Source organism: Lysobacterales bacterium, from assembly GCA_014946745.1.
Taxonomy (GTDB): domain Bacteria; phylum Pseudomonadota; class Gammaproteobacteria; order Xanthomonadales; family Xanthomonadaceae; genus Aquimonas.
Map to the genome: position 1 here is coordinate 82,931 of JADCRD010000003.1, position 23,265 is coordinate 106,195.

General features: G+C 69.6%; 18 protein-coding genes. 12 read left to right on the forward strand and 6 right to left on the reverse strand.

Annotation, left to right across the window (positions count from 1 at the left end; genetic code table 11):
• Positions 1 to 10: 10 nt before the first annotated feature.
• The 4 genes from H4O13_16320 to H4O13_16335 form a co-directional block, all read right to left on the reverse strand.
• Entirely contained in the window at positions 11 to 1,066 is a 1,056-nt protein-coding gene (locus H4O13_16320) for an NAD(P)-dependent alcohol dehydrogenase (GenBank protein ID MBE5316960.1), read from the reverse strand.
• Positions 1,067 to 1,170: 104 nt separating this feature from the next.
• The gene (locus H4O13_16325; GenBank protein MBE5316961.1) at positions 1,171 to 2,232 is read right to left on the reverse strand and encodes a hypothetical protein; all 1,062 of its coding nucleotides are present in this window, start codon (positions 2,230 to 2,232) and stop codon (positions 1,171 to 1,173) included.
• Positions 2,233 to 2,789: 557 nt separating this feature from the next.
• The gene (locus H4O13_16330; protein MBE5316962.1) at positions 2,790 to 3,683 is read right to left on the reverse strand and encodes a hypothetical protein; all 894 of its coding nucleotides are present in this window, start codon (positions 3,681 to 3,683) and stop codon (positions 2,790 to 2,792) included.
• 528 nt (positions 3,684 to 4,211) lie between these two features.
• The gene (locus tag H4O13_16335) at positions 4,212 to 5,234 is read right to left on the reverse strand and encodes a hypothetical protein (GenBank protein MBE5316963.1); all 1,023 of its coding nucleotides are present in this window, start codon (positions 5,232 to 5,234) and stop codon (positions 4,212 to 4,214) included.
• Between the two features lie 884 nt (positions 5,235 to 6,118).
• Between H4O13_16335 and H4O13_16340 the strand changes: the two genes are divergently transcribed.
• The 6 genes from H4O13_16340 (at position 6,119) to H4O13_16365 (ending at position 12,843) form a co-directional block, all read left to right on the forward strand.
• Complete coding sequence (locus H4O13_16340) at positions 6,119 to 6,835, forward strand: YIP1 family protein (GenBank protein ID MBE5316964.1); 717 nt, start codon at positions 6,119 to 6,121, stop codon at positions 6,833 to 6,835.
• A gap of 5 nt (positions 6,836 to 6,840) precedes the next feature.
• The gene (locus tag H4O13_16345) at positions 6,841 to 8,052 is read left to right on the forward strand and encodes an efflux RND transporter periplasmic adaptor subunit (protein MBE5316965.1); all 1,212 of its coding nucleotides are present in this window, start codon (positions 6,841 to 6,843) and stop codon (positions 8,050 to 8,052) included.
• A gap of 29 nt (positions 8,053 to 8,081) precedes the next feature.
• Positions 8,082 to 8,789, forward strand: coding sequence for an ABC transporter ATP-binding protein (locus H4O13_16350; protein ID MBE5316966.1), 708 nt, complete (start codon positions 8,082 to 8,084; stop codon positions 8,787 to 8,789).
• Positions 8,790 to 8,811: 22 nt separating this feature from the next.
• Entirely contained in the window at positions 8,812 to 10,056 is a 1,245-nt protein-coding gene (locus H4O13_16355; protein ID MBE5316967.1) for an ABC transporter permease, read from the forward strand.
• A 692-nt stretch (positions 10,057 to 10,748) separates the two neighbouring features.
• Positions 10,749 to 11,900 carry a histidine kinase gene (locus H4O13_16360; protein ID MBE5316968.1) on the forward strand — a complete coding sequence of 384 codons (1,152 nt, stop codon included), beginning with the start codon at positions 10,749 to 10,751 and terminating at the stop codon, positions 11,898 to 11,900.
• Between the two features lie 223 nt (positions 11,901 to 12,123).
• On the forward strand, positions 12,124 to 12,843 hold the full coding sequence (locus H4O13_16365) for a response regulator transcription factor (protein MBE5316969.1): 720 nt from the start codon (positions 12,124 to 12,126) through the stop codon (positions 12,841 to 12,843).
• 584 nt (positions 12,844 to 13,427) lie between these two features.
• On the opposite strand, the gene glnE is transcribed toward H4O13_16365, so the two are convergent.
• Entirely contained in the window at positions 13,428 to 16,226 is a 2,799-nt protein-coding gene (gene glnE / locus H4O13_16370) for a bifunctional [glutamate--ammonia ligase]-adenylyl-L-tyrosine phosphorylase/[glutamate--ammonia-ligase] adenylyltransferase (protein ID MBE5316970.1), read from the reverse strand.
• Between the two features lie 421 nt (positions 16,227 to 16,647).
• On the opposite strand from glnE, the gene H4O13_16375 reads away from it, so the two are divergent.
• The 6 genes from H4O13_16375 (at position 16,648) to H4O13_16400 (ending at position 21,704) form a co-directional block, all read left to right on the forward strand.
• Positions 16,648 to 16,857: a hypothetical protein gene (locus tag H4O13_16375; protein MBE5316971.1), complete on the forward strand. Its 210-nt coding sequence runs from the start codon at positions 16,648 to 16,650 to the stop codon at positions 16,855 to 16,857.
• Positions 16,858 to 16,944: 87 nt separating this feature from the next.
• Entirely contained in the window at positions 16,945 to 17,340 is a 396-nt protein-coding gene (locus tag H4O13_16380; protein ID MBE5316972.1) for a glutaredoxin family protein, read from the forward strand.
• A 109-nt stretch (positions 17,341 to 17,449) separates the two neighbouring features.
• A complete protein-coding gene (locus H4O13_16385) occupies positions 17,450 to 18,034 on the forward strand; it encodes a sigma-70 family RNA polymerase sigma factor (protein MBE5316973.1) in 585 nt (194 codons plus the stop codon).
• Positions 18,024 to 20,627 carry a serine/threonine protein kinase gene (locus tag H4O13_16390; protein MBE5316974.1) on the forward strand — a complete coding sequence of 868 codons (2,604 nt, stop codon included), beginning with the start codon at positions 18,024 to 18,026 and terminating at the stop codon, positions 20,625 to 20,627. Before H4O13_16385 ends, H4O13_16390 begins: the two co-directional genes overlap by 11 nt.
• Positions 20,628 to 20,767: 140 nt before the next feature.
• On the forward strand, positions 20,768 to 21,145 hold the full coding sequence (locus H4O13_16395) for a hypothetical protein (protein MBE5316975.1): 378 nt from the start codon (positions 20,768 to 20,770) through the stop codon (positions 21,143 to 21,145).
• Between the two features lie 82 nt (positions 21,146 to 21,227).
• A complete protein-coding gene (locus tag H4O13_16400; protein ID MBE5316976.1) occupies positions 21,228 to 21,704 on the forward strand; it encodes a hypothetical protein in 477 nt (158 codons plus the stop codon).
• Positions 21,705 to 21,765: 61 nt separating this feature from the next.
• Here the strand turns inward: H4O13_16400 and H4O13_16405 are convergent, their stop codons facing one another.
• Entirely contained in the window at positions 21,766 to 23,241 is a 1,476-nt protein-coding gene (locus H4O13_16405) for a glycosyltransferase family 39 protein (GenBank protein ID MBE5316977.1), read from the reverse strand.
• Positions 23,242 to 23,265 lie beyond the last annotated feature (24 nt).

Sequence of the window (23,265 nt, forward strand, 5' to 3'; positions counted from 1 at the left end):
CCCGATCGCCTTACGCCGCCTGCAGGGTCGACATATCGATGACGAAGCGGTAGCGCACGTCGTTCTTCAGCAGGCGCTCCCAGGCCTGGTTGATGTCGGCCATGGCGACCGTCTCGATGTCGGCCAGCACGCCGTGCTGGGCGCAGAAATCCAGCATCTCCTGGGTCTCGGCGATGCCGCCGATCAGCGAGCCGGCCAGGCGACGACGGCGGCCAATGATGGCGAAGGGATGCACCGGCAGGGCTTCCTCCGGCACGCCGACCAGTACCAGGGTGCCGTCGGTGCGCAGCAGATTCAGCGCGCTGTTCAGATCGTGCACCGCCGACACGGTGTCGAGGATCAGGTCGAAGCGCCCGGCGGCGGCCTTCATCGCCTTGGCGTCGGTGCTGACCAGAAAATCGTGCGCACCCAGCTCGGCGGCATCCGCGCGCTTGCGCTCGGAGGTCGAGATCACGGTCACCTCGGCCCCCATGGCGCGGGCGATGCGCACGCCGACATGGCCCAGCCCACCCAGGCCCATCACCGCGACCTTCCTGCCCGGCCCGCAGCCGAAGCGCTTCAGCGGCGAATAGGTGGTGATGCCGGCGCACAGCAGCGGCGCGGCGCGGTCCAGCGGCAGGGCCTCGGGCACGCGCACCACGAAGGCCTGATCGACCGTGATGCGCTGGCTGTAGCCGCCGAAGGTCATCGTTTTGCCGTCCTGCTCGAAGCCGTTGTAGGTCATCGACGCGCCCTTGTCGCAGAACTGCTCCTCGCCGGCCGCGCACTGCTCGCAGGTCCGACAGGAATCGACCATGCAGCCAACGCCAACGCGGTCACCGACCTTGTAGGCGTCGACCTTGGCGCCAACCGCGCTGACATGGCCGACGATCTCGTGCCCCGGCACCATCGGGAACAGCGCCGGCCCCCAGTCCTCGCGCGCCTGGTGCAGATCGGAATGGCAGACCCCGCAGTAGGCGATCTCGATCAGCACGTCGGTCGGCCCGACTTCGCGACGGTCGAGCTTGAAGGGTGCGAGTGCGGCCTTGGCGGAGGGAGCGGCGTAGGACAGGGTGGGGTGGGGCATGGGGAAGCTCCGGCGGATTCGTCAGGCCATGCTAGATCACTGAATGCAGTCGCGGCGTCGTCGCTGCGTTCGAGCCCCTCTCCCCCGGAGCGGTTCGGCGCCGCTCAGCGGCTGCCAGTGGCAACCGCTGACGCCGAGAGCTCGAGCGAAGCGAAGGCCGAGGGCTTGGGGTGAGGGCTGGGCGAAGCGATCACTTCAAACGTCGCGGAGCATCGCCTCTCGTCTTTCCGCCCGTGTGTCGTCTTGGACGAAGCGCAGAGCATTCGATCCGCCCTTCGCCCAGAACGTCTCTCCGCGCCGCCCATGCCGCGGGCATGCACGGAGCGCGCGACGGACGGATTCCGTCTGATCAAGGGCGAATGCGGCGCAGTGGATGCCTCGCAGGGCTTGAGCCGAAGCGGCTCCGTGATCTCCTGCAGCAGACGTTCGCCAAAGCCGTCAGGCCTGCCCGCCAGCTGCGGAAACTGCGGCTCCCATGGGCTCTGCTCGAAGTGCTGACGATAAAGTGACTCCACTTCGTCGACCTGGTCTGGGCTGAGCGGCCTGCCATGCACCTCGCGCCAGTCGTCGCCGCCCAGATAGGCACGCCGAAACAGGGCGGAGGCGACCTCGGGCTTGCGCCAGTCCTCCGGCATCACGCCGGCAAGGGCATCCGCGCCGGAATGGGCGCCGACCCAAGCGAGGAGCACGTCGGGATGGCCTGCGTCGAAGGCGAGCCGGAACAGTTGCCATGCATGCAGTCGGTACATCGCGTAGAGCTGCGGATCGCGCACCAGATCGCCCGGCTGCGCCGCGATGGAAACGAACTGAGCGGCCGACTGCACGTTTCCCTGCAGGGCAGCGGTCAGGTGGTAGCGGGGCAATTCGTGCTTCACCTCGGGAGCGACGCGCGCGCAGCCTTCGACCAGACGCCTGCCGCGCTCCAGCTGGCGAGTCAGCTCCGGCAGCAGAGCGCTCACGTCTTGGTGCTCAGCCGCGCGCAGCGCAAGCAGCTCCGACCAGTTTCGCGCGCCCCAGAAACCCAGCTTCTCGCAGCGCACAAGCTCGTTGCCGATGCGGCAGGCCGCCATGGCCTCGCCCGCGCGAGCGGCTGCATCAAGCTGCGCGATGACCCGGTCCACCGGGGTGTCGTCGGGCAGCAGGGCAGCGGCGCTGGCGGTGGCCACGCTCTGCTTCGTGTCCGTGCGGGTCGGCGCGCTGCTGAAGGCGGCGCTGGGATCAGCGCGATCCGGCGCGCGCACCTGCGCAGTCTCCGCTGCGCTTGGCGTCGCCGTAGGCCCTGCGTGGCTGGAAAGGTCTGTGCGGGAGGCGTCGAGATGCCAACCGGCCGCGAGCGCGGCAATGACCAGCGCTGTCCCAAGAAGGACGCGAGAGTGGAGGGTCATGCAAGGCAGACAGGCAAGCACCCAAAGGTGCGGAGACCGAACAGACTGCGCAGTTGCTGTGGAGTTCCGTGGGCGTGCTCGCGTGGCCGGTGAGCGGCGTTGTTCCATGGGACATCAGGGAAGCGGTCAAGCGGAGCGCAGGCGCTTATAGCGATGGATGGCCAGTCATCGGGCGCATGGAAAGGCTGATCGACAGCGATCGCTCACCTCTTCGAACAACGCAGCAACGAAGCCAGGCCCAGGCGAATACCGCGCTCACGCTGGGCCAGGGTGCACGCTAAGGGCATCGGGCGGCCCTGTCCGCTTGCGGCGATCCTCATGCCTATGCGCATCAGGATTCATCCGCTGCTCGACTCGCAGGGTTTCAGGCGAATCTGTTCCTCCACCTGATCGAGCAGGTAGCGCTGCGGGTCCCAGGGCTGCGTCTGCGGCGGTACGTACTGTGGCTCCCAGCGGCCCTGTTCAAACCGCTGGCGATACAGGTCTTCCACCTCTGCGGCCTGCTCCGGGCTCAGCTGCTGGGGCTGTATCGCCGGCGACCGAGGGTCTCGAAATACAACGCGTTGGGCCAGGGTCTGGGCCACTTCCGGCTTGCGCCATTCCTCGGGCAGGACACCCCCGAGCATATGGTTGCCGCGACTTGCCTGCGCCCAAGCAAGAAGCACGTCGGGGTGACCGGCTTCGAAGGCCTGCAGAAACAGCGGCCAGGCGTGGGCGCGATACAGCGCGTACAGCTGGGGATCACGCACCAGATCGCCAGGGTCGATGGCGATGCCCGTAGCGAACTGGGCTGCCGAGTGGATGTTGCCGCCGAGCGCTGCTACCAGGTGGTAGCGCGGCAGCTCACGGCGGACCTGGGGCGCGACGCGCGCGCACGCGTCACGCAGCTGGGCGCCACGCGCCAGCAATCGATCCAGCTCGGCGAACATGGCCTCGCCGGTGTCCGGGCCCAGCTCGGTCTGAGCCGCCTGACTGAGCCAGCGCGACTCGTCCCAGTACTGCATCTTCAGGCAACGCTGCAGCTCGCTGCCGACCCGGCAGGCCGCTCGCGCCTCGCCCGCCCGCGCACGTGCATCCAGCGCCGCGATGACCTGGTCCACCGCCACATCGTCCGGCGGAAGCGGCGCCTCTTGGGCCGGTGCCAGCCGCGCTGGGTGCGGCGCAGGACTGCGCGTGGCCGAGTCGAAGACCGTGGCCGCATTCGCGGTTTCGATCTCCGGTTCTTGCGGCACGGAGGCTTCCCTTGTCTCGAGGGTGTCCGCGGAAGGCTCATGTGCCGGCTTGGCCGGCCAGACGTGCCAAAGCACGAGGAGTGTGCAGACGAGCAGTGCAGCAAGCGCTGCGCGAAGCAGGGAAGGGGACATGAAGGACCTGCAGAACGAAGGACGGAATCCGCCCATGCGGACAGCATGGACGGCAGAAGGTTACGCGTCGGACTATGCCGCGCCGAGCGCTTCAATGCCATGACATGCCACGCGACGCCAAAGGACTGGCAGCTCGGCGATACGTGGGCTGGGTTCTTCTTCTGACGAGACCGGACCGCAGTGCCCTGGGAGAGACCTGCGCCGGAGGCGCCGGCGCTCTGCCCGAGAACGCGCGAGCGGCTAGCAGCTTGTTGAAAAGCTCCCATCCGGGGAGTCTTTCAAGTCGGCGGTCCGGTGCAGGTCCGTACCGCCTCACGACACATCAATCGCATACGCGCTTGCTTCGTCGTCCCGGCCATCCCTGGCCGGACTTGCAGGCCGCTCTTCAACAGCCTGCTAGCCCTCCGACAGGCCGGCGGTTTCGCAGGGTCGTGGACGATGCGCGTCCTGCAGCACGTGCAGCTCCCGCTCTGCGCCGGCAAGGCCAACGCCGGTCGAGTGCTGGCCCTGCCAGCGCGCGTTGGCGAAGCGCGTCTGGTAGATCTGTTCGGCCTCCTGCTGCAGCGCACGGGCCCCGGCCGACTGGCCTGGGTCAATCGGAACTGAACCCGGTCGGTGCACGCGCATCATCAGCGCACCCGCCAGCTCGGGCCGGCGCCATGCGTCCGGCATGACGCCCCAGAGGGGCATCAAGCGCGCGCTCGAATTGCTGTAAACGACGGCGGCGGACCAGGTTTCCAGGGCGTCAGGGTGCCCCGCTTCGAAGGCCAGCTCGAACAGGCGCCAGGCATGCGCGCGGTACAGCGCATACAGCTGCGGATCGCGCACCAGATCGCCCGCATTGACCGCCGCCCCTGCGAACTGGGCGGCCGAGTGCGGATTGCCCTGCAGCGCCGCCACCAGATGGTAGCGGGGCAGGTCTTTCTGAACGCTGGGGGCGACACGTGCACAGTCCTCGATGAGCCGTCGCCCTTCCGCGAGGATTGCCTGGCGTCGCTCGGCAGGCAATTCGCCTGCCGGCAAGTGTGTGGCGTATGCCTCCCAGTGTTCCATGCGTTGGCAGCGCTGCAGCTCGCTGCCGATCCGGCAGGCGGCACGCGCGTCACCGGCACGTGCGCGCGCATCCAGCGCAGCGATGACCTGGTCGACCGGCGTACCGTCCGGGGGTAAGGCGCGCAGGAACTCCGCGGGTTGCAGACCCGCGCGGCTCCCCGATGGTGGGAACACCGGATCGCGCAGCGCGCGCTCCTGAGGCCTTGGCATCAGGGCATCCGGACGCAAGGCCATTGCGTCGTCGCGCGCTTGCCTGAGCTGATCTCCAGGGGCGTTCCCGCCGCCCTGCAGCAGGAGAAGCACCACACTGAGGCCGAGCCCCAGGGCCAGACCGAGCCGAAGTGCGGGTTGGAAGCGGCGTGCCATGGCGGACTCCGGTGTCTGGACTGGCGTGGATCGAATCACTCTGGAATTGCGCTCGAACGAGGTGTGACGCGCACGGATGCCGCGTTGCCTCAGTGGCTTGGCCTGAGGCGCAGACATCGCCCGGCGAAGCGCATGAAAGCAGGCCTGCCCTGCAGGGCTTTACCCTTTGCGCGTTCGGGCTCCTCTCCCGTCGGGAGAGGGATTGGGGTGAGGGCTGGGCGAGGCGCGCGCTCCGGATCTCGCCGAGCATGTCGACTCGGCTCTCGCCTCGCTTGCTGCTTGTCGCGTCTCGCTCCAGCAGATCGCAAGCGCTTTCGCTCAGCCCTTCGGGTGGGGCGAAGAACGCACCCAAAGCCTTTCGCTTCGGTCAGCACCGCGAGCAAGCGGAACCGGGGCGAGCGTGGAGCTCATGGTGGGTCAAGACCCACCCTATGGGCTTGGAGGACCGAGGCCTAAGCGGAGCTCACGGTGGGTCGAGACCCACCCCATGGGCTTGAAGGGCCGAGGCCTAAGCGGAGCTCATGGCGGGTCGAGACCCACCCCATGAGTCGGATAGGGTGGGTCTTGACCCACCGTGCGCGGCGTTTGCCTCTGGCGCCGGGTTAGCGGGATTTGCGCATTGCCATCGCAATGCAGTGATGCCGAGGCCAGCGTCGGGCTCCGGTGGGTCAAGACCCACCCTATGAGTCTCGCGACGAAGTCGGGTCGAGCGCAGCGACGCGCCTCGGTGGGTCAAGACCTACCGTGTGCGGCGCACGGGTGGCTGATGCATGGGCCGCGTCGCCGACCGTTCCCCACGCCGTGAAACCGCTGATCACATTTTTCCGGCAGCCGCGTCTGGCCCCGGGCACGCTCACTGTGCACACGTATCCGGGGAGACCACCATGACCGCTTCGCGCAATCTGCCTTCCGCTCTGATCGACACCTATCTCGCACCCAGCCAGGCTTTCGCTGCCCTGCGCGAGCGTCCCGCCTGGGCCTGGGCGGCGCTGCTGCTGGTGGCGCTGGCCACGGTCGCCTCCACCTACACCTTGTTCGGCGGCATGACGCCGGAGTGGATCGTCGAGCAGCAGATGGCCGCGCAGCCTGACATGCCGGCCGACCAGGAGGCCGCGATGCGCGCGCAGATGCAGCAGATCGCGCCGGTGACCGCGCACTTCGCGGCGGGTGGCAGCGTGGTCGCGCTGCCGATCTTCGCCCTGCTGTTCGCCCTGGTCTACTTCGCCGGCGAGCGCCTGCTGAGCCGCGAGCGCAACAGCTTCGGCCGCTGGTTCGCGGCCTCGTGCTTTTCGATGCTGCCGATGGTGATCAGCGCGCTCGGCCTGATCGCGCTGGTGCTGGTGCGCGGCGGCGGCAATCTGCCGATGGACCTCGGCAACTACGCCAGCCTCAACGCGCTCATCTTCGGTATCCCGGCCGACGGCAAGGGCTACACCCTGGCCAGCAGCGTCAACCTGTTCTCGTTCTGGAGCCTGTTCCTGGTGGCGGTGGCCGCGCGCGTCTGGAGCGGTCTCGGCTGGGGCAAAGCCGTGCTGCTGGCGGCCCTGCCGAGCCTGCTGATCTACGGCCCCTGGCTCACCCTGACCCTGCTGAAAGGCTGATCCCCATGCGTAAACCCCTCATCGCCCTCGCCATCGTCGCCGGCCTCGGCCTCGTGCTCTGGGCCGGTTCGCGCGGTGGCCAGCAGACGCCGCAAGTCGACGTGGCCGAAGTGGAGCGCGGCGCGCTCAACGACACCGCGCTGGCCTCCGGCAACCTGGTCTACGAGACCCAGATCCAGCTGCGTTCGGAAGTCACCGGCCGCGTCGCCGAGGTGCTGGTCGAGGAAGGCCAGCGCGTGCAGCGCGGCGACCTGCTGATGCGGCTCGACCAGGAAGCCTTCCAGGCCGATCTGGACTCCGCCGATGCCGGCGTGCGCGCCGCCGAAATCGAGATTCGTTCGCGGCGCGCGCGGCTCGCCGATCTCTCGCGCCAGCTGGAGCGCCAGCGCACGCTGCGTGAGCGCGGGCTGGTCGGCCAGGACGGCTTCGAGCAGCTGCAGAGCCAGCACGAGATCGCCCGCATCGCGGTGGAAGCCGGCGAGCAGACCCTGGCGCAGGCGCAGGCGCAGCGCGAGCTGTCGCGCGATCGCCTGCAGCGCACGCTGTTCACCGCGCCGATCGACGGTCTGATGGTCTCGGTCGACGTCAAGCCGGGCGAAACGGTTATTGCCGGCACCACCAATATCGTCGGCTCGGACCTGATGGTGCTGGCCGATCCGTCGGTGCTGCTGGCCGAGCTGCGCGTGGACGAGGCCGACATCGCGCGCGTGCAGCTCGGCCAGAAGGTCGAGGTGTTCGCCGCCGCGCATCCGAACACGCCGCTGCTGGGCAAGGTCGTGCAGATCGGCACCTCGGCGCGCGCCGCCACCGCCCTGCAGGGTGCGAGCAGCAGCCTGAGCTTCAAGGTGCGAGTGCAGCTGGAGCCGAGCGCGCTGAGCCTGCACCCGGGCATGAGCTGCCGCGCCGAGATCGAAACCGCGCAGGGCGAGCCCGGCCTGAACGTGCCGGTGGCGGCGGTGCGCAAAGAGGGCGAGCAGCACTACGTCTGGCGCCTCAGTGCGGAGCAGACCGCAGAGCGCGTCGAGGTCGAGGTCGGCATGGCCAACGACTTCTCGCAGGAAGTGCGTGGCGAACTCAAGGAAGGCGATCGCGTGGTCACCGGCCCGGGTCGGGTGCTGGCCTCGCTCAGCGCTGGCCAGGCCCTGCGTCTGCGCGAGGGCGCCAGCGCCGAGGCTGCCGATGCCACCGAGAGCGAAACCGAGGGCGAGGACGAATGAGCGCGCAGCCGCTGCCAAATGCCAGCGAGGTGATCCGCCTCGAAGGCGTGCGCAAGCGCTACCGCATGGGCGACAGCGAGTTCATGGCGCTGGACGGCATCGATGTCGCCATCGAGGCCAACGAGTACGTGGCGATCGTCGGACCCTCGGGCTCGGGCAAATCGACCCTGATGAACATCCTCGGCTGCCTCGACGTGCCCAGCGAGGGCCGCTACCTGCTGCGCGGGCGCGACGTGGCGAAGATGGACGAGACCGACCTCGCGCACGAGCGCAACCGCTCGGTGGGCTTCATCTTCCAGAGCTTCAACCTGCTGCCGCGGGCCTCGGCCCTGGCCAACGTCATGCAGCCGCTGGTCTACCGGGTGATGTCGCGCAGCGAGCGCCGCGAGCGTGCGCTGCACGCGCTGGAACGGGTGGGGCTCGCGCAGCGGGTGAACCATCTGCCCAACCAGCTCTCCGGCGGCCAGCGCCAGCGCGTCGCAATCGCGCGCGCCCTCGTCACTGAGCCGACCATCCTGTTGGGCGATGAGCCCACCGGCAACCTCGACAGCCGCACCACGGTGGAGATCATGGCCCTGTTCGATGCGCTGCATGCCGAAGGCCACACCATCCTGCTGGTGACTCACGAGCAGGACATCGCCGACCACTGCCGGCGCAGCCTGCGTCTGGTCGACGGCCGCATCGTCGAAGACCGCCGCCAGCGCGGACGCGCGGGGGTCGCCCATGGCCAGCACTGACAGCAGGCGCGGCGTGCCCGCGGTGATCGAGTCGGGCCTCATGCATGCGGTGCTCGAAGGCAGCTTCGCGGCGATCGCGGCGATTCGCGCGAATGCCCTGCGCAGCGCGCTGACCGCGCTCGGCATCATCATCGGCGTGGCCGCGGTCATTGCCGTGGTGGCGGTGATGCAGGGCCTGTCCAGCTCGGTGACCAAGCAGCTCGACGACCTCGCCTCGGACATGGTCATCGTCAGCGCCTACACGCCGCGCCAGCAGGCCATGCTGGGCCTGCGCAACACCCTGTCGAGCGAGGACTTCCTGGCCGTGCGCGAGCGCGTGCTTGAGGTCGAGGACATGACCGCGGTGACCCAGCCGATCGGCCTCGGCGGACAGATCCGCAGCGCCACTTCGACCACCAGCGCGCAGATCCTCGGCACCGTCGCCAACTACCAGCACGTGGTGCGGGTGTATACCGATCAAGGCCGCTTCATCTCCGACAGCGACGATGCGCGCCGCCGTCGCGTGGTCGTGCTGGGCACGACCGTAGTGAAGGACCTCGAACTCGGCGACAACCCGGTCGGACAGTTCGTGCAGATCGGCGGCGAGTGGTTCCGCGTGATCGGCGTTGGCGAGGAGCGCGGCACGCTGTTCGGGTTCGATCAGGACAACTACGTGTTCGCGCCCTTCTCGACCCTGCGTTCGCTGTCGGCACCCGGCGCGCCCGAGGACGTGCAGATCTACTTCCGACCCAAGGCCGGTGGCGACGTCAAGCAGCTGGAAGCGCAGGTCAAGCAGGTGATCCGCGCGCGCCGCGGGCTGGCCAAGGACGCGCCCGACCCGGTGCAGTTCCAGACCGCCGAGCGCACCCGCGAGAGCTTCGACAGCATCGTCAGCGGCGTGACCCTGGTGGCCGGCGCCGTGGTCGGCATCAGCCTCCTGGTCGGCGGGATTGGGGTGATGAACATCATGCTGGTCTCGGTCACCGAGCGCACGCGGGAGATCGGCATCGTCAAGGCGCTGGGCGCCACGCCGCGCTTCATCCTGCTGCAGTTCCTGGTCGAGGCGCTGGTGCTCAGCCTGTTCGGCGGCTTGATCGGGCTGGCCCTGGGCTGGGGTTTCGCATTCCTGCTGAGCGCGGTAGTGCCGGCTCTGAGCGGTGCCTCCGTGCCGGGCTGGGCGGTGCTGCTGTCGCTGGGCTTCACCACGGCGATTGGCGTGATTTTCGGGCTGGCGCCCGCGGTGAAAGCGGCGCGACTGAACCCGATCGAGGCGCTGAGGTATGAGTGAGAAGCCCGGATTTGGGATTGGGGGGTCGGGATTGGTCTGTGGGCCGGCAGGTGAGGCGCCATGGCGGCCGATCCATGCAGGTCGGTGCCTTGGCTCCCCTCTCCCCTCGCGGGAAGCGGAGGAGAGCGCTTGTCGGCTGCCGGTGGCAGCCGACGCTCTCTGGAGCCCGAGCGAAGCGAAGGTGGGCTGGGGGGAAGGGGCGCACGCTCGCGGCGAGGTTTCTCCCCCTCTCCCCAACCCCTCTCCCTCATGGGGAAAGGGGCTCGAAGTCAGGCGTCTTTCCGATACCGGAGTCTCGCCCTCGAACGCCAAGATCCGATCGGCGCGGAGCGATGCCCGAGCTCCCCTCTCCCCTGGAGGGAGAGGGGCTCGAAGTCAGGCGTCCTTCCGATACCCGAGTCTCGGCCTCGAACGCCAAGATCCGATCGGCGCGGAGCGATTCCCGAGCTCCCCTTTCCCCTCGTGGTAGAGGGGCTCGATGTGTCGCTCTCTTCCGGTATCGGAGACCGGGTGTCGCTCGCTCGATCGAACTCCGCCGCCTCGTTCGCGATGCGGTGGTTGCGAAGCGCGGGATGCGCTTCGGTTGGGGCGCGTTCGCGCGTCCCGTCGCGCCGCGCGCAGGGACGCGCGCGGGCGGCATCTTGTTTGCGGCCTGCGCGATGATGCGCGGGCCTGAAGATCACTGAGAGCCCATGCACGCCGAGGCCACGCCGCCATCTACGCTGAGGACCCTGATGCAGGGCTGGCGGCGCACGCTGTTCCGCGCCTCGCCGGCGTACTGGGCGCTGCAGGCGGTCGTGTTCGTCGGCTCGATTCTGGTCAGCGCCGTCCTGCTGCAGAAAATCGTGGGGTCCGGCGGCGCCAGCAGCCAGGCCTGGATCGCGCGCATGGCGCTGGAGGCCTGGGTGTTCTTCCTGGTCACCCATGCGGGCCTGCGGCCCGCGCTGCGACTGTTCTTCTTCGGTCAGGTGCCACGCTGGCCGGCGTGGTTGGGCCTGCTCGCATGGATCCTCGTCCTCTCTCTGCTCTCGCTCGGTGCGACACTTGCCATCGACTCGCTGAAGCTGATGCAGGCCGGGACCATCACCTCGGTGCGCTTCGATTCCGAGGGCGCCGAGTTCGGCGTGAGCATCGAGGGCCCGCAGTTCTACGTGCTGGCGGTCGCCAACCTCGCCTCCACGCTGTGCGTGTGGACGGCGCTCTATCTCGGCTGGCATGCCTTCCGCCAGCGCCGTCGCCTGCAGCAGCAGGTGCGCCAGGCGCGGCTCGACCAGCTAACCCGTCAGCTCAATCCGCATTTCCTGTTCAATGCCTTCAACACCATTCGCGGCACCATCTTCGAGGACCCGCAGCGGGCGGCGGATCTGGTGACCCAGCTGTCGGAGCTGTTCCGCTTCCATCTCTCGCAGGCCGAGCGCAGCACGCAGACGCTGGAAGAGGAATGGCGGCTGGCGCAGCGCTACCTCGCCATCGAACAGGCGCGCTTGGAACAGCGTCTGCGGGTGAACCTCGATCTCGACCCGATCTGCATGAGCCGCAGCCTGCCGTCGCTGGCCCTGCTGCTCTTGGTCGAGAACGCCATCAAGCACGGCATCGCGCCGCGGCCGGAAGGCGGCGAGCTGCTGATCCGCGCGCGCCCGCAGGCCGATCACTGGTGGCTGGAGGTCGTGAACCCGCTGTCCTCCGACGCGCATGCCGACGGCACCCGCACCGGGCTCGCCAACCTGCGCGAGCGACTGCAGCTCGGCTACGGCGACGCCGCGCGACTGGAGCTGCAGGCGCTGAGCACCCAGTTCCGGGCACGCATCTGCCTGCCCTGGCGTTCGAGCGGGGAGGGCGCATGAAGCGACACGCCTGCGTCTCGGTCACGTCGTCAGCCTCCGTGTGGACGCTTGCGCGCCAGGGTGGGTCAGGGCCCACCCTATTCCTGTGCAAGTGGGGAAAGCGCATGAAGACGTCGATCGGTGCTGCGGCCACGCCGCTGGCGCTCGTGAGGACGGATGTGGGCGGCGGTGGGCCAGGGCCCACGACTGCTACCGCGCGCACGCGCGTCGGGCGGGAGCCCGCATGAATGCCCGTATCCGCACCCTGCTGGTCGACGATGAGCGCCTCGCCCGCGCCGAGCTGCGGCGCCTGCTGGCGGTGCATCCGCAGATCGAGATCGTCGGCGAGGCCACGCACGCGCAGGAAGCGCTGCTGGCGATGGAGCAGCTGCAGCCGGACCTCGCCTTTCTCGACATCCAGATGCCCGGCATGAGCGGCCTGCAGCTGGCCGAACACATCGAGGACCGCTGCCAGTTCGTGTTCTGCACCGCTTTTGACAGTTTCGCAATCGACGCCTTCGGCCTGAACGCGCTCGACTATCTGGTCAAGCCGGTCGAGCCCGAACGCCTCGCGAGAACGATCGCCCGCCTGCGCCCGCCCGAGGCGCCGTCCACCGCGGTGGCGACCCTGCCGATGGAGCACGGCCTGCTGCTGAAGTTCGGCGAGAGCGCGCGCATCGTTCGCCTGCGCGACATTGAGCGCTTCGAATCCGTCGGCAACCACGCCGCGGTGTACAGCGCGCACGGCCAGAGCTTCGTGCTGAGCTCGCTCAATCGCATCGAACAGCGGCTCGATCCGGCGCACTTCTTCCGCGTCAACCGCAGCTGCATCCTGCGGCTGGATGCCATCCGCAGCCTCGAACCCGATGTCGGCCAGGGGCTCATCGCACGCACGGCCAGCGGCGTCGAGATCGAAGTCAGCCGCAGAGCGGCCCAGCAGCTGCGCGCGCGGATGGTGTTGTAGAGCGGGGGCCGAGGCCGGGATTCGCTAGAGCGCGAACGCCCTGATCCCGTAGGGTGGGTCTTGACCCACCATGAGCTCGACGCCCGCCCCGGTCCCAACGCCCGCCGCACCCCGGGCTTGCCTACCTGGCGATCGAGCGGCGATCAGCCATCCCAGGGCGATCGGCGCCCCAAAACGAACGAAGCCCGCTTCGTCTTCACGAAGCGGGCCTCTCCCTCCCCAGGGTTCGCGGCGGACGTCTTAGCGCCGCAGCCGCGAGAGCGACTTTAGACACTGTTCAGGCGGCCTTGCACGCTGCACTGCACTAAAGAACGCGGAGCGACCTTCCGACGGGACGCGATGGATCACGGGTGGATGCACGAAGGGGCGCCTTGCGGCCGACCGAGCGATGCGTACGGCTGCCGTTGATCGGTTGAGGCAAGCGTTCGGCTCCGGTGGGTCAAGACCCACCCTATGCTTGCTTCGGCTTCGGCTTCGGCTTCGGCTTCGGCTTCGGCTTCGGCTTCGGCTTCGGCTTCGGCTTCGGCTTCGGCTTTGGTGGGTCAAGACCCACCCTATGTGCGCTTTGGCTTTGGCCTGACGGGCTAGGCCTCGGCCAGACCGCGTTCATTCCAGGCCTGAGCAATCCGCTGGCGCGCGGCCTCGGGGGCTTTGGCCTCTGCCACCAGGCGCGGGCGGCCGTCGAGGGTGCAGGCGAGGCCCAGCGCCAGCAGCTCGGCGTGGGCCTGGGCGAGTGCGCTGGCGGTGTCGGCCTTGAACCAGCCGGCGGCGGCACAGCGCTGGATCAGCGTCGCGCTCTCGCGTGATTCGACCAGCGCGGGATGCTCAGCGCCCAAGGCCAGCACGCCGGCCTGCAGCAGGAATTCGAGATCGACCAGGCCACCCTCGCCCTGCTTAAGATCGAACTCGCCCGGCCGGCTGCGATCCAGCGCTTCGCGCATGCGCCGCCGCATGCCCGCGACTTCGCGCAGCACCTCGTCGAGGGATCGCGGCGCGGTCAGCACCTGCGCGCGCGCGCGCTCGAAGCCGGTGCCGATCTGCGCGTCGCCGCAGACGTAGCGCGCGCGCACCAGGGCCTGCTTCTCCCACAGCCAGGCCCGATCGCGCTGGTAGGCCTCGAAGCTGGCCAGGGTCGAGATCAACAGGCCCTTGCTGCCGTCCGGGCGCAGGCGCAGGTCGGCTTCGTACAGGCGGCCGCCGGTGGTGGTCATGCCCAGCCAGGAGATCAGCTTCTGCACCACCCGCTGGTAGTAGCGCGCGGCATCCAGCGGCCGCGCGCCGTCGCTCTCGGCGCCCTCACGGGCGCGATACAGAAACACCAGATCGAGGTCGGAATTGAAGCCGAGCTCCAGCGCGCCGAAGCTGCCGAAGCCGAGCAGGGCCAGCCCGCTGTCGGGCAGGCGGCCGTGGGTCGCGATCACTTCGGCCTCAGCACGATCGAGCAGCCGCGCCACGATTACTTCGGCCAGCCAAGCCAGCTGGCGGGCGCTGTCGCCGGCGGCCTGGCCGCCGAACAGGGTGGCGCGGGCGATGCGGAAGGCCACGCTCTGGCGGAACTCGTTCAGCGCCGGCAGCAGGCGCTCGATGTCGTCCGGCGGTACTTCGATCAGCGCCTGATCAAGCTCGTCGGCGATCGCCTGCAGCGACTCCGGAGCGCCCTGGCTGCGGGTGTCGAGCAGGTCGTCGAGCAGCAGCGGATGCGCCGACAGGCGCTCGGCCATCCAGGTGCTGGCGACGAAGGTGTCGAGCAGGCGCTCGCGCGCCGGTGCGCTCTCGTCGAGCAGGGCGAGGTAGCTGGAGCGACGCAGCACCGCGTGCAGAAAATGCAGCACGCGCTCCAGCAGCTTCTGCGGCTGCGGCCGCGCGGGCAGGGCCTCGAGCAGGGCCGGCACCAGCCGGTCGAGCCGCGCCCGGGCGCGTGCCGACAGCTGCGCCCGCACGGGGCTGGCGGCGAACTGGCGCAGCCGCTGCTGCGCTTCCTCGGGCTGCGGAAATCCGGCCTGCCGCAGCAGGTCGATCGGCGGCTCGCGGTCGATCTGCCGCCAGTAGTCCTGCATCAGCCCCGCGCGCGGGCTGGCGGTCTCGCCGCGGCCGCCTTCGAAGACCTCCTCGAAGGCCGCACGCACCAGCGCGCGCTGCAGGTTCAAGGCGTCCAGCAGCGCTGCGTAGTCGGCATGGCCCAAGCCGCGGGCCAGGCGCAGCTGTTCGAACGCATCCTCGGGCAGCTCGTGGGCCTGCTGCTCGCGCAGCATCTGCAGGCGGTTCTCGACGTGGCGCAGCAGACGGTAGGCGGCAAGCAGGGCGTCGGCGCGCGCTTCATCGACGTGGCCGCCCTCGCGCAGCGCGGCCAGCGCCGGCTCCAGCCCGCGCGCGCGCAGCGCCGGCTCGCGGCCGCCGCGGATCAGCTGCTGCAGCTGGACCATGAACTCGATCTCGCGGATGCCGCCGGGGCCCAGCTTGAGGTGCTCGGCCAGCTCGCGGCGCTGCACCTCGGCCTCGATCATGGCCTTCATCTCGCGCAGGCCCTCGTAGGCGGTGTAGTCGAAATAGCGCCTGTAGATGAAGGGCCGCAGGCTGCGCAGAAAGGCCTCGCCGGCCTCGATGTCGCCGGCGATCGGACGCGCCTTGATCCAGGCGTAGCGCTCCCAGTCGCGGCCTTCGCGCTGGAAGTAGTGCTCCATCGCCGCGAACGACAGCGCCAGCCGGCCGGAATTGCCGAACGGCCGCAGGCGCATGTCGACGCGGTAGACGAAGCCGTCGACGGTGACCTCGCCGAGCAGGCGGATCAGCAGCTGGCCCAGGCGGACGAAGAAGCTCTCGTTGTCGAGCGCACGCGCGCCGTCGGTTTCGCCGCCCTCGGGATAGGCGAAGACCAGGTCGATGTCGGAGCTGAAGTTGAGTTCGCTGCCGCCCTGCTTGCCCAGCCCGAACACCACCAGCTGCTGCAGCGCGCCCTCGCGCGAGCGCGGCAGGCCGTGACGCGCGACCAGCACCGCCATCGCATAGTCGAGCGCCAGCTGGCAGCAGCGGTCGGCCAGCACCGCGCTGGCCCGGACGGTGTCCTGCACGGCGTCGATGCCGGCGACATCGCGGGCGATCTGGCGCAGCGATTCGGCGTGGCGGTAGCGCCTTATCGCGGCCATCGCGGCGGCCTCGTCGAGACCGTCGAGCGTGGGCTCCGCCGCGGGCTCCAGCAGCTGCGCCATCCGTCCCGGGCGCTTGCACAGCTGCTCGAAGGCGTAGTCCGAGGCCGCCAGCAGGCGATCCAGAGACGGGCCGATCGGCCCCGACTGCAGGGCCTCGAAAGCGCTGCCGTCCAGCGCCTGCAGGCGGGCGCGGCGTTCATCTAGGAGGGCGGACAGACGGAATCCGATCGAGGTCACGCGGGGCTCCCTTAGGCTTGAACGGGCGCGCCTGCGGGCGCGGCAGCGCAGTCTAGGACAACACTGATCAAGTCCCTCCTGGCCTTGATCAGTGGTCGCGAGTCCGGCGCGGGTCGGGACTCGTTCGGCCGCACCGCGGCGACGCCTTCGCTGCGCCCGGTCACCCAGATCGAGCACGTGGGCGCTGGATCCGCGGGCGCGCCTCCCAAGGGGCGCGGCAACGCTGGAATTTGCCGCGCCGCTTTCGTGGATGCGGCTCAGCGGCCAAGGCACTGCCGCTGACTGGGTTTCAGGGGAGGTGATCAGATCGGCTGCCCCACTGCGCGTAGTGCCCAGGAAGGACGCCGGCGACCGTGCCAGGGACGCGGCACACGGGATTGCAGGCGGGATCCTTCCATCCAATCGAATGAGGGAGAACACCATGAAGATCAGCAAACTGATGCTGGGCGCTCTGTTGGCCATTGGCTCGGCGGTCGGCGCTGGCGTGCAGGCGGAGTCGATCAACTACGGCATGTACATCTGCTGCTCGCAGCTGCAGGACGACTGCAACTGGTCCTACGGCGAAGACCATCCGCGCTGCGTAGGCCTCTACGAGCGCTGCATGCTGAGCCGCCGCTGCATCATTCCCTGATGCCTGGCTGTGCCTGAACGCGCGCACGTCGCGCCCCTGCTGCGGCCCGGCCTCGCGCCGGGCTGCGGCATTGTCCCGAGGATTCCCATGCAGACGCTGAAATCCGTTCTGCTGATGCTTGTCGTGGTGCTCGCCGGCACCCTCGGCGGCAGCCTGCTCACCCGCTGGTGGTTCACGACGCCCGAGCCACCCGCCGTCGAAGCGCTGCGCGCGCCGGTCGCGGCCCTGGCGCAGCTGCCGCAGCCGGTGGTGTTCACACTCAGCACCTGCCCCGCCTGTGCCCAGCTGCGGCGCTGGATGGGTGAGCATGCGATCGCCTACCACGAGCTCAGCGTCGACACCGACAGCGAGGCCGCGCGGCTCGCCCGTGAGCTCGGCATCGACAGCGTGCCGGTGCTGTTCACCGCCACCCATCGCGTCAATGGCTACGTGCCCGAGCAGCTGCAGTCGGTGCTGCAGCGCGAACCGCAGCACACGCCGTGAGCCTGTCCCCTTGAGACCGATGCCCGCGCCCGACGGTGACGTCGCCGGATTGGCGGCGCGCGCCGCCGCCACCTACACTCGCGCGCTTGCCCTGTTGCGGGATCGCGGCGTGAACGAACCCTCCGGCGACATCACCGAGCTGCTGGAGCGCTGGCGTTCGGGCGACCGCAGCGCCGAAGCGCGCATCGTCGAACAGCTGTATCCCCTCCTGAGAAGGCTCGCCAGCAGCCAGCTGCGCGATGTCGACGGCACTCCGACTCTGTCGGCGACGGCGTTGGCCAACGAGGCCTTCATTCGTCTGCACGCGCAGCGCGTTCTGGATTGGCAGAACCGCGATCACTTCTTCGCGATCGCCGCCTCGCTGCTGCGGCGGGTAGTGGTCGACTATCTGCGCGCGCGCAGTGCGGAAAAGCGCGGCGCCGGCGCGGTCGTGCTGGCGCTGCAGGATGCCCGCGAGATCGATCTGCCGCAGCAGGGCGACCACACCGATTGGCTGGCTTTGGATCAGGCTTTGAACCGTCTGGCCCTGTTCGACCCGGACTGCGCGCGAGTCATCGAACTGCGCGTGTTTGCAGGCCTGACCATCGAAGCGGTCGCCGCACTGACGGAGGTATCGGTGCCGACGGTGGTGCGCCAGTGGCGCTTTGCCCGCAGCTGGCTGGCCGAACAGATGGAACTGGACGGTGAAGACTGAGATCGCCGCCAGCGAGGCCCAGCGCTTTCGCCGGCTGCGCGCGCTGTTCGACGAGGCGATCCTGCTGACGCCGGCGGCGCGCGAGGCGTGGCTTGCGGGGCTTGCGGGCGACGACGCCAGGCTTCGCGAAGCGCTGCAGCGCCTGCTTCAGCATGACCAGGCGATCGTGGCACAACCCACACAGCGCCCGGAGGCGGCACTGCAGGCCTGGTGTGCCGAAGCGGCCGAGCCCTTGCCTGCACGCATCGGACGCTTTGCGATTGCCGGTGAGCTCGGCCGCGGCGGCATGGGCCGCGTCCTGCACGGTGTCTGCACCCGCGACAACGTGGAGCAGCATGCGGCGATCAAGATCCTGCGCAGCGATCGTTGGGACCCGCTTGCCGAAGGGCGACTGCGCGAAGAGGCGCGCGCCCTCGCGAGCCTCGATCACCCGGGCATCGCGCGCCTGCTGGAGGCCGGCCGCAGCGCCGAAGGCATCGCCTTCATCGCCATGGAGCGCGTGCGAGGCGAGCCGCTGATGGCCTGGTGTGCGCTGCGGCGGCTGGGTCTGCGCGAGCGCATCGAGCTGTTCCGCGGCGTGCTGGCTGCGGTGGCGCACGCGCATCGCGCCCTGCTCGTGCATCGCGATCTGAAGCCCTCGAACGTGATGGTGGACGAGCACGGCCGGGTGCGTCTGCTCGACTTCGGCCTGGCCCGCTTCATCGACGCCGAGCCGCAGGAGCGGACGCAGACGGCCGCGCGCTTCCTCACGCCGGCCTATGCCGCGCCTGAGCAGCTGCGCGGCGAGCGCATCACTATCGCCACCGATGTCTATGCGCTCGGTGCGCTGCTCTACGAGCTGCTTGCAGGCACGCCGCCCTTCGAGCTGGCGGACTGCTCGGCGGGCGCCGCCGAGCAACTCATACTGGAAGCGACTCCGCCCACGCTGGCGCAGAGCTGTCTGGGGCGCGAGCGTGCGCAGGCCCGGCTGGGGCGAGAGGATCGGTTGGCGTGGGCGCGCGCGCTTCAGGGCGACCTGGAGGCGGTGGTGCAAAAGGCCCTGCGCAAGTCGCCCGGGCAGCGCTATACGAGCGCTGAAGCCTTCGACGAGGACCTGCAGAACTGGCTGCAGCGGCGCCCGGTGCACGCCCGGCACGGGCGGCTTGCGTACCGCTTCCAGCGATTCCTGCAGCGCAACGCGCTGGCCGCGGCCTTGACCGGCTTGAGCGCGCTGGTGCTGTCCCTCGCGGCGGCGCAGGTGTGGCAGCAGGGGCGTCTGGCGGCGCATGAGCGAGATCGCGCGGTGGCTGCCCTTGGCATTCTTAACGACGCTTTCCTCGCGGCCGATCCCACCCGCTCGGAAGCCGGCGAGACCCGCGTGCGCGAGGTGTTGCATGCCGCCGCTGAGCGCTTGCGTTCACTGCAGTCCACGCAGCCCGCACTGGCGGCCGAGCTGAGCGCGCAGATCAGCGAGATTCGCAGCGCCCTCGGCCTGATTGTCGATGACGGCGTACTTGAGCAGGCCCTGGTGAACGCCGAACGCCTGCAGGTGGACTCCGAGCTGCTGCATCGACTGCAGCTGGCGGCCGCGCGCGAAGCCGTGTTGGCGCAGAAACTCGATCTCGCGGCGCAGCGCATCCAACAGCTGCGTGCGGCTGCGCCTCTTGATCCGCGGGTCGCTCTCATCGACGCCCAGCGCTGGCTGCAGCAGCAGGAGGCGGGCCCGGCGCTCACTGCGCTGCAGCCGCTGCTGGAGCAAGCCCAGCCGCTGGAGCCGAGTCTGCGACGCGAGCTGCTCTGGCTGCAGGCGCGGTCATTGCGCCTTGCGGGTCGCGGTGAGGAGGCGCTGAGCGTGCTGGCGGCGTTGCTGGAGAGCCAGCAGGAGGCCAGCGAAGGCGGCGCGCTGATGACGCGCTTGCACCGGCTGGACGTGCTGGTGGAGCTGGGCCGGTTCGATGAGGCGGAAGCCGAGCTGGAGCCGCTATCCCGAGCGCTTCCCGAGCGCTTCGGCCAGCGCTCGGCGGTGCTCGCACATCTGCATGCGAGCCGTGCCAGCCTGCGCATGGCCCAGCAGCGATTTGCCGAGGCCGCCGACGCCTACAGTGCGGCGGCGATCGAGTACGCCGGCAGCCTGGGCGACCATCATCTGAACGCCGCGCGTGCCCGCTTCAACGCCGCCCAGCTGCGCGTGCATCTGCAGCCCGGCACCGACGCCGCCGACGCCGACTTTGCGGCGGCGATCGACAGCGCCTCACGCGCGCGACCGCCGCTGTCGCCGCTGCCGATGTTCTTCCGCGCGGTGTTCGCCCGTCAGCTGATGCAGCGCGGCCAGTTGGCCCAAGCCCGCGAGACCCTGTTGCCGGCGCGCGGCGTGCCGCAGCTCGAGGGTTTCGAGGCGGGCAACCGCGCCGACTTTCTCGATCTGCTGGCGCAGCTGTACGGCGCACCCGAGTGCGCCGCCACCGGCGCCTCGCTGCAGGACGAAGCGCCGCGCGGCGCGCGCGCCAGCTTCCTGCAGTGTGAAGCCGCGCGTGCGCCGCGCAGCAGCGAACGCACCGACCCTGACCCGCCCGGCGCAGCGCCTGCGTCTGCTTCCATTGAGGATTCACCATGACTGTGCCCCAGCTTGCGCTGTTGTCGCTGCTGCTTGCGTTCGGCGGCGCCGCCGCTGCTCAGCCCATCACTGCGCGTGAGCCTGCACCGCTCGCACCCCCTGATTCGGCCCCAGCGTCACCGGCGCCGCGGAAATCGCCCGTGCTTTGCCCCATCCCCAAGACCGGGTCAGAGGGCTCGTTCTATGTGGTCGCTGCCCCGGACGTCGTCTGCCCGAAGTCGATTGCGGTCAATGAGCCGATCTACGCCATCCTCGAATGCATGACGGGTCCGCACAGTGCCACCTGTGAAGCCTGGCCGCGCGTGTATGCGGTGAACCCCGGCGATGAGGACCGGCTTCAGTACACGTGGACGGTGCGCGTCGGCTGGAGCACCACCCACTATCCGATCAGCAGCAACCCCACGATCAGCTTCCCCTGCCCCGGCATCCAGCCGGTCAGCGTGACGGTGCGCGTGAGCAACGGCACGGCCAGCGACCTGGATATGACTGGCTTCCGCTGCGGCGACGATCCGCGCTGAGTCGCGGGCAGGCGCGGTCGCGTCGTCGCGACCGCTGATCCCGTTGGGGCAACACGGATCCAGTCAATCCTGAGCTTGATCCGTGGTCGCGACTTCGACGCAAATCCGGACGCGCTTAGGATGGATCGAGCATCGCGTGCTCGGCCTCGCTGCCCCTCTGCTGGAGGTTCTGCGGCAGCGCGGCCACCGCGTCGACCGCGCCAGTGGATGCCTGCTGGGTCTGTGCATGGCCGCTGTTGGCGACTTCGATACGCTGATGTGCGATCTCGATCCGCTGCGCCTCAAGGGCCTCGGACTCTGCGCACCGCTGCGTGCCTGGGGCCATTCGCTGCCGGCGCGGATGCCGAGCGCGGGCGACGCGCTCGATGTCTGCCGCGCCGGCTGCGATCGTGGTGCTTACGACGACATGCCCAAGCCCTTCGGTCTGCTTGTGCTGGAGGCCGTTCCGCACGCCCTGCGCAGGCGGCAGCGCGGCTGCGTGCCGACGACCGCTGTGCGCGGCTCGCCAAGCAGGTCTCGGGTGAGGACGTGTCCGGCGTCGTCGCCCTGCACAGCCTGATGCGCGCAGCGCGGGATCGACCTTTCGGCCGTGCGCTGATCCGCAGCGCCGCGGGCATCGGCTATCGGCTGGCCAGCGCCTGGCGAGGCGTGGCCGGAACTGCGGCTTCGTCGGTACTCGCTTCGTCGTCCGCGCTGCCCGGCTCGCTGGCCTGCACCGCACCGTCGAGGAAGGCCTGCGCCGGCAGTAGCCACAGGGGGCTGCGCTTGTAGTCGAAGCGGCCCTCGCTGCGCGCCGCAAGCGCGCCGCGCACGCGCTTGTCGCGAGCGAGCAGCAGGCCCTGCGGATGGGCCTGTGCCCACGCCTGCGCCGCGGCCGGTGCAATCGCCGCGATCGGCTGGCGCAGTCGGCCTGCGAAATGGAACTCACCCTGGTAGATGCCGATGTAGGCAAGGGGCCGGCCCTGTGCCTGGGCGGTCGCCAGGGACGCGCCGATCGCGGGCAGCGGGTAGTGCGTCGACAGCGGACCCGACGCCAGCGCCAGCAGGAGCAGCAGCGCGGCGCTTCCGGCGAGGGCGATCCGCCGCGCGGGGCGCTCGTGCTCGCCGCACTCTGCAAGCAGGCGCGCCAGCAGCAGGTAGCCGAGGGCGAGCATCGGGATCAGGTAGTGGACCTGCTTGCCCGCGATGCCGAGGTGGATCAGCGACGCCACAGCGAGCGTCGCCATCGCGAAGCGGGCGCCGCTGTCCCGGGCCAGCGCGCGCAGCCGCCCCAGTGCGCGCCAGGCCGGCGGCCACAGGCTCCAGGGCAGGGGCAGCAGCAGCAGGAAGGGCAGATAGAACCCGAGCGGTCGCGGGTGGCCCATCGCGCCCTGCACGCGATCCAAGGTCTGGCCGAACAGCAGGGCCTGGCGGAAGGCCTCGCCGCCGCGTTCGCTGGCGGCCAAGGCCCAGAGCAGCACCGGCAGCGTGGCCAGTACGGTCAGCAGCAGGGGCAGCCACAGGCGCTTGAGCGCCGGCTGCCCGGGCGGGCGCCACCACGGCCAGGTCAGGATCGGCGCCAACAGATGCACCAGCGCCACCGGCCCCTTGCACAGCAGGGCCAGCGCCGCCCACAGCAGGAACAGCGCGGCCGCGGCCGGAGTGGGTGCCGACAGCAGCCGGTGCAGCTGCAGCCACGCGGCCAGCAGCAGGGCCAGCAGCAGGGTGTCGAACATCAGCAGCGAGGTGTAGGCGAACAGATACAGGCTGCCGAAGGCCAGGATCGGCGCCAGCGCTGCCGCCGCCGGGCGCTCGGGCCACAGCGCGCGCGCGAGCCCGCGCAGGCCGAAGACCGCGGCAACGGCGGCCAGGGGGCTCAGTAGTCGCGGCCAGACGTCGTTGACGCCGAACACCGACCAGCCGGCGTGGATCAGCCAGAACAGCAGCGGCGGTTTGTGGTGGTAGGGCTCGCCATTGAGCCAAGGCAGCACGAAATCGTCGCGCCACCACATCTCCCAGGCCACGGCTAGATAGCGGGTTTCGTCCACCGGCAGCGTTGGCCGCAGCCACAGCGAGGCAAGGCCAAGGGCGGCGATTGCGAGCAGCAGCAAACGCAACCCAGGCTCCCGCAGGAGCGCGCG

Excerpts from the sequence above, each read along its gene's own strand:
- H4O13_16360 (MBE5316968.1), top strand. The coding sequence starts at position 10,749 with ATGCACGCCGAGGCCACGCCGCCATCTACGCTGAGGACCCTGATGCAG.
- H4O13_16380 (MBE5316972.1), top strand. The coding sequence starts at position 16,945 with ATGCAGACGCTGAAATCCGTTCTGCTGATGCTTGTCGTGGTGCTCGCC.
- H4O13_16335 (MBE5316963.1), bottom strand. The coding sequence starts at position 5,234 with ATGGCACGCCGCTTCCAACCCGCACTTCGGCTCGGTCTGGCCCTGGGG.
- H4O13_16375 (MBE5316971.1), top strand. The coding sequence starts at position 16,648 with ATGAAGATCAGCAAACTGATGCTGGGCGCTCTGTTGGCCATTGGCTCG.
- H4O13_16320 (MBE5316960.1), bottom strand. The coding sequence starts at position 1,066 with ATGCCCCACCCCACCCTGTCCTACGCCGCTCCCTCCGCCAAGGCCGCA.
- H4O13_16345 (MBE5316965.1), top strand. The coding sequence starts at position 6,841 with ATGCGTAAACCCCTCATCGCCCTCGCCATCGTCGCCGGCCTCGGCCTC.
- H4O13_16365 (MBE5316969.1), top strand. The coding sequence starts at position 12,124 with ATGAATGCCCGTATCCGCACCCTGCTGGTCGACGATGAGCGCCTCGCC.
- H4O13_16340 (MBE5316964.1), top strand. The coding sequence starts at position 6,119 with ATGACCGCTTCGCGCAATCTGCCTTCCGCTCTGATCGACACCTATCTC.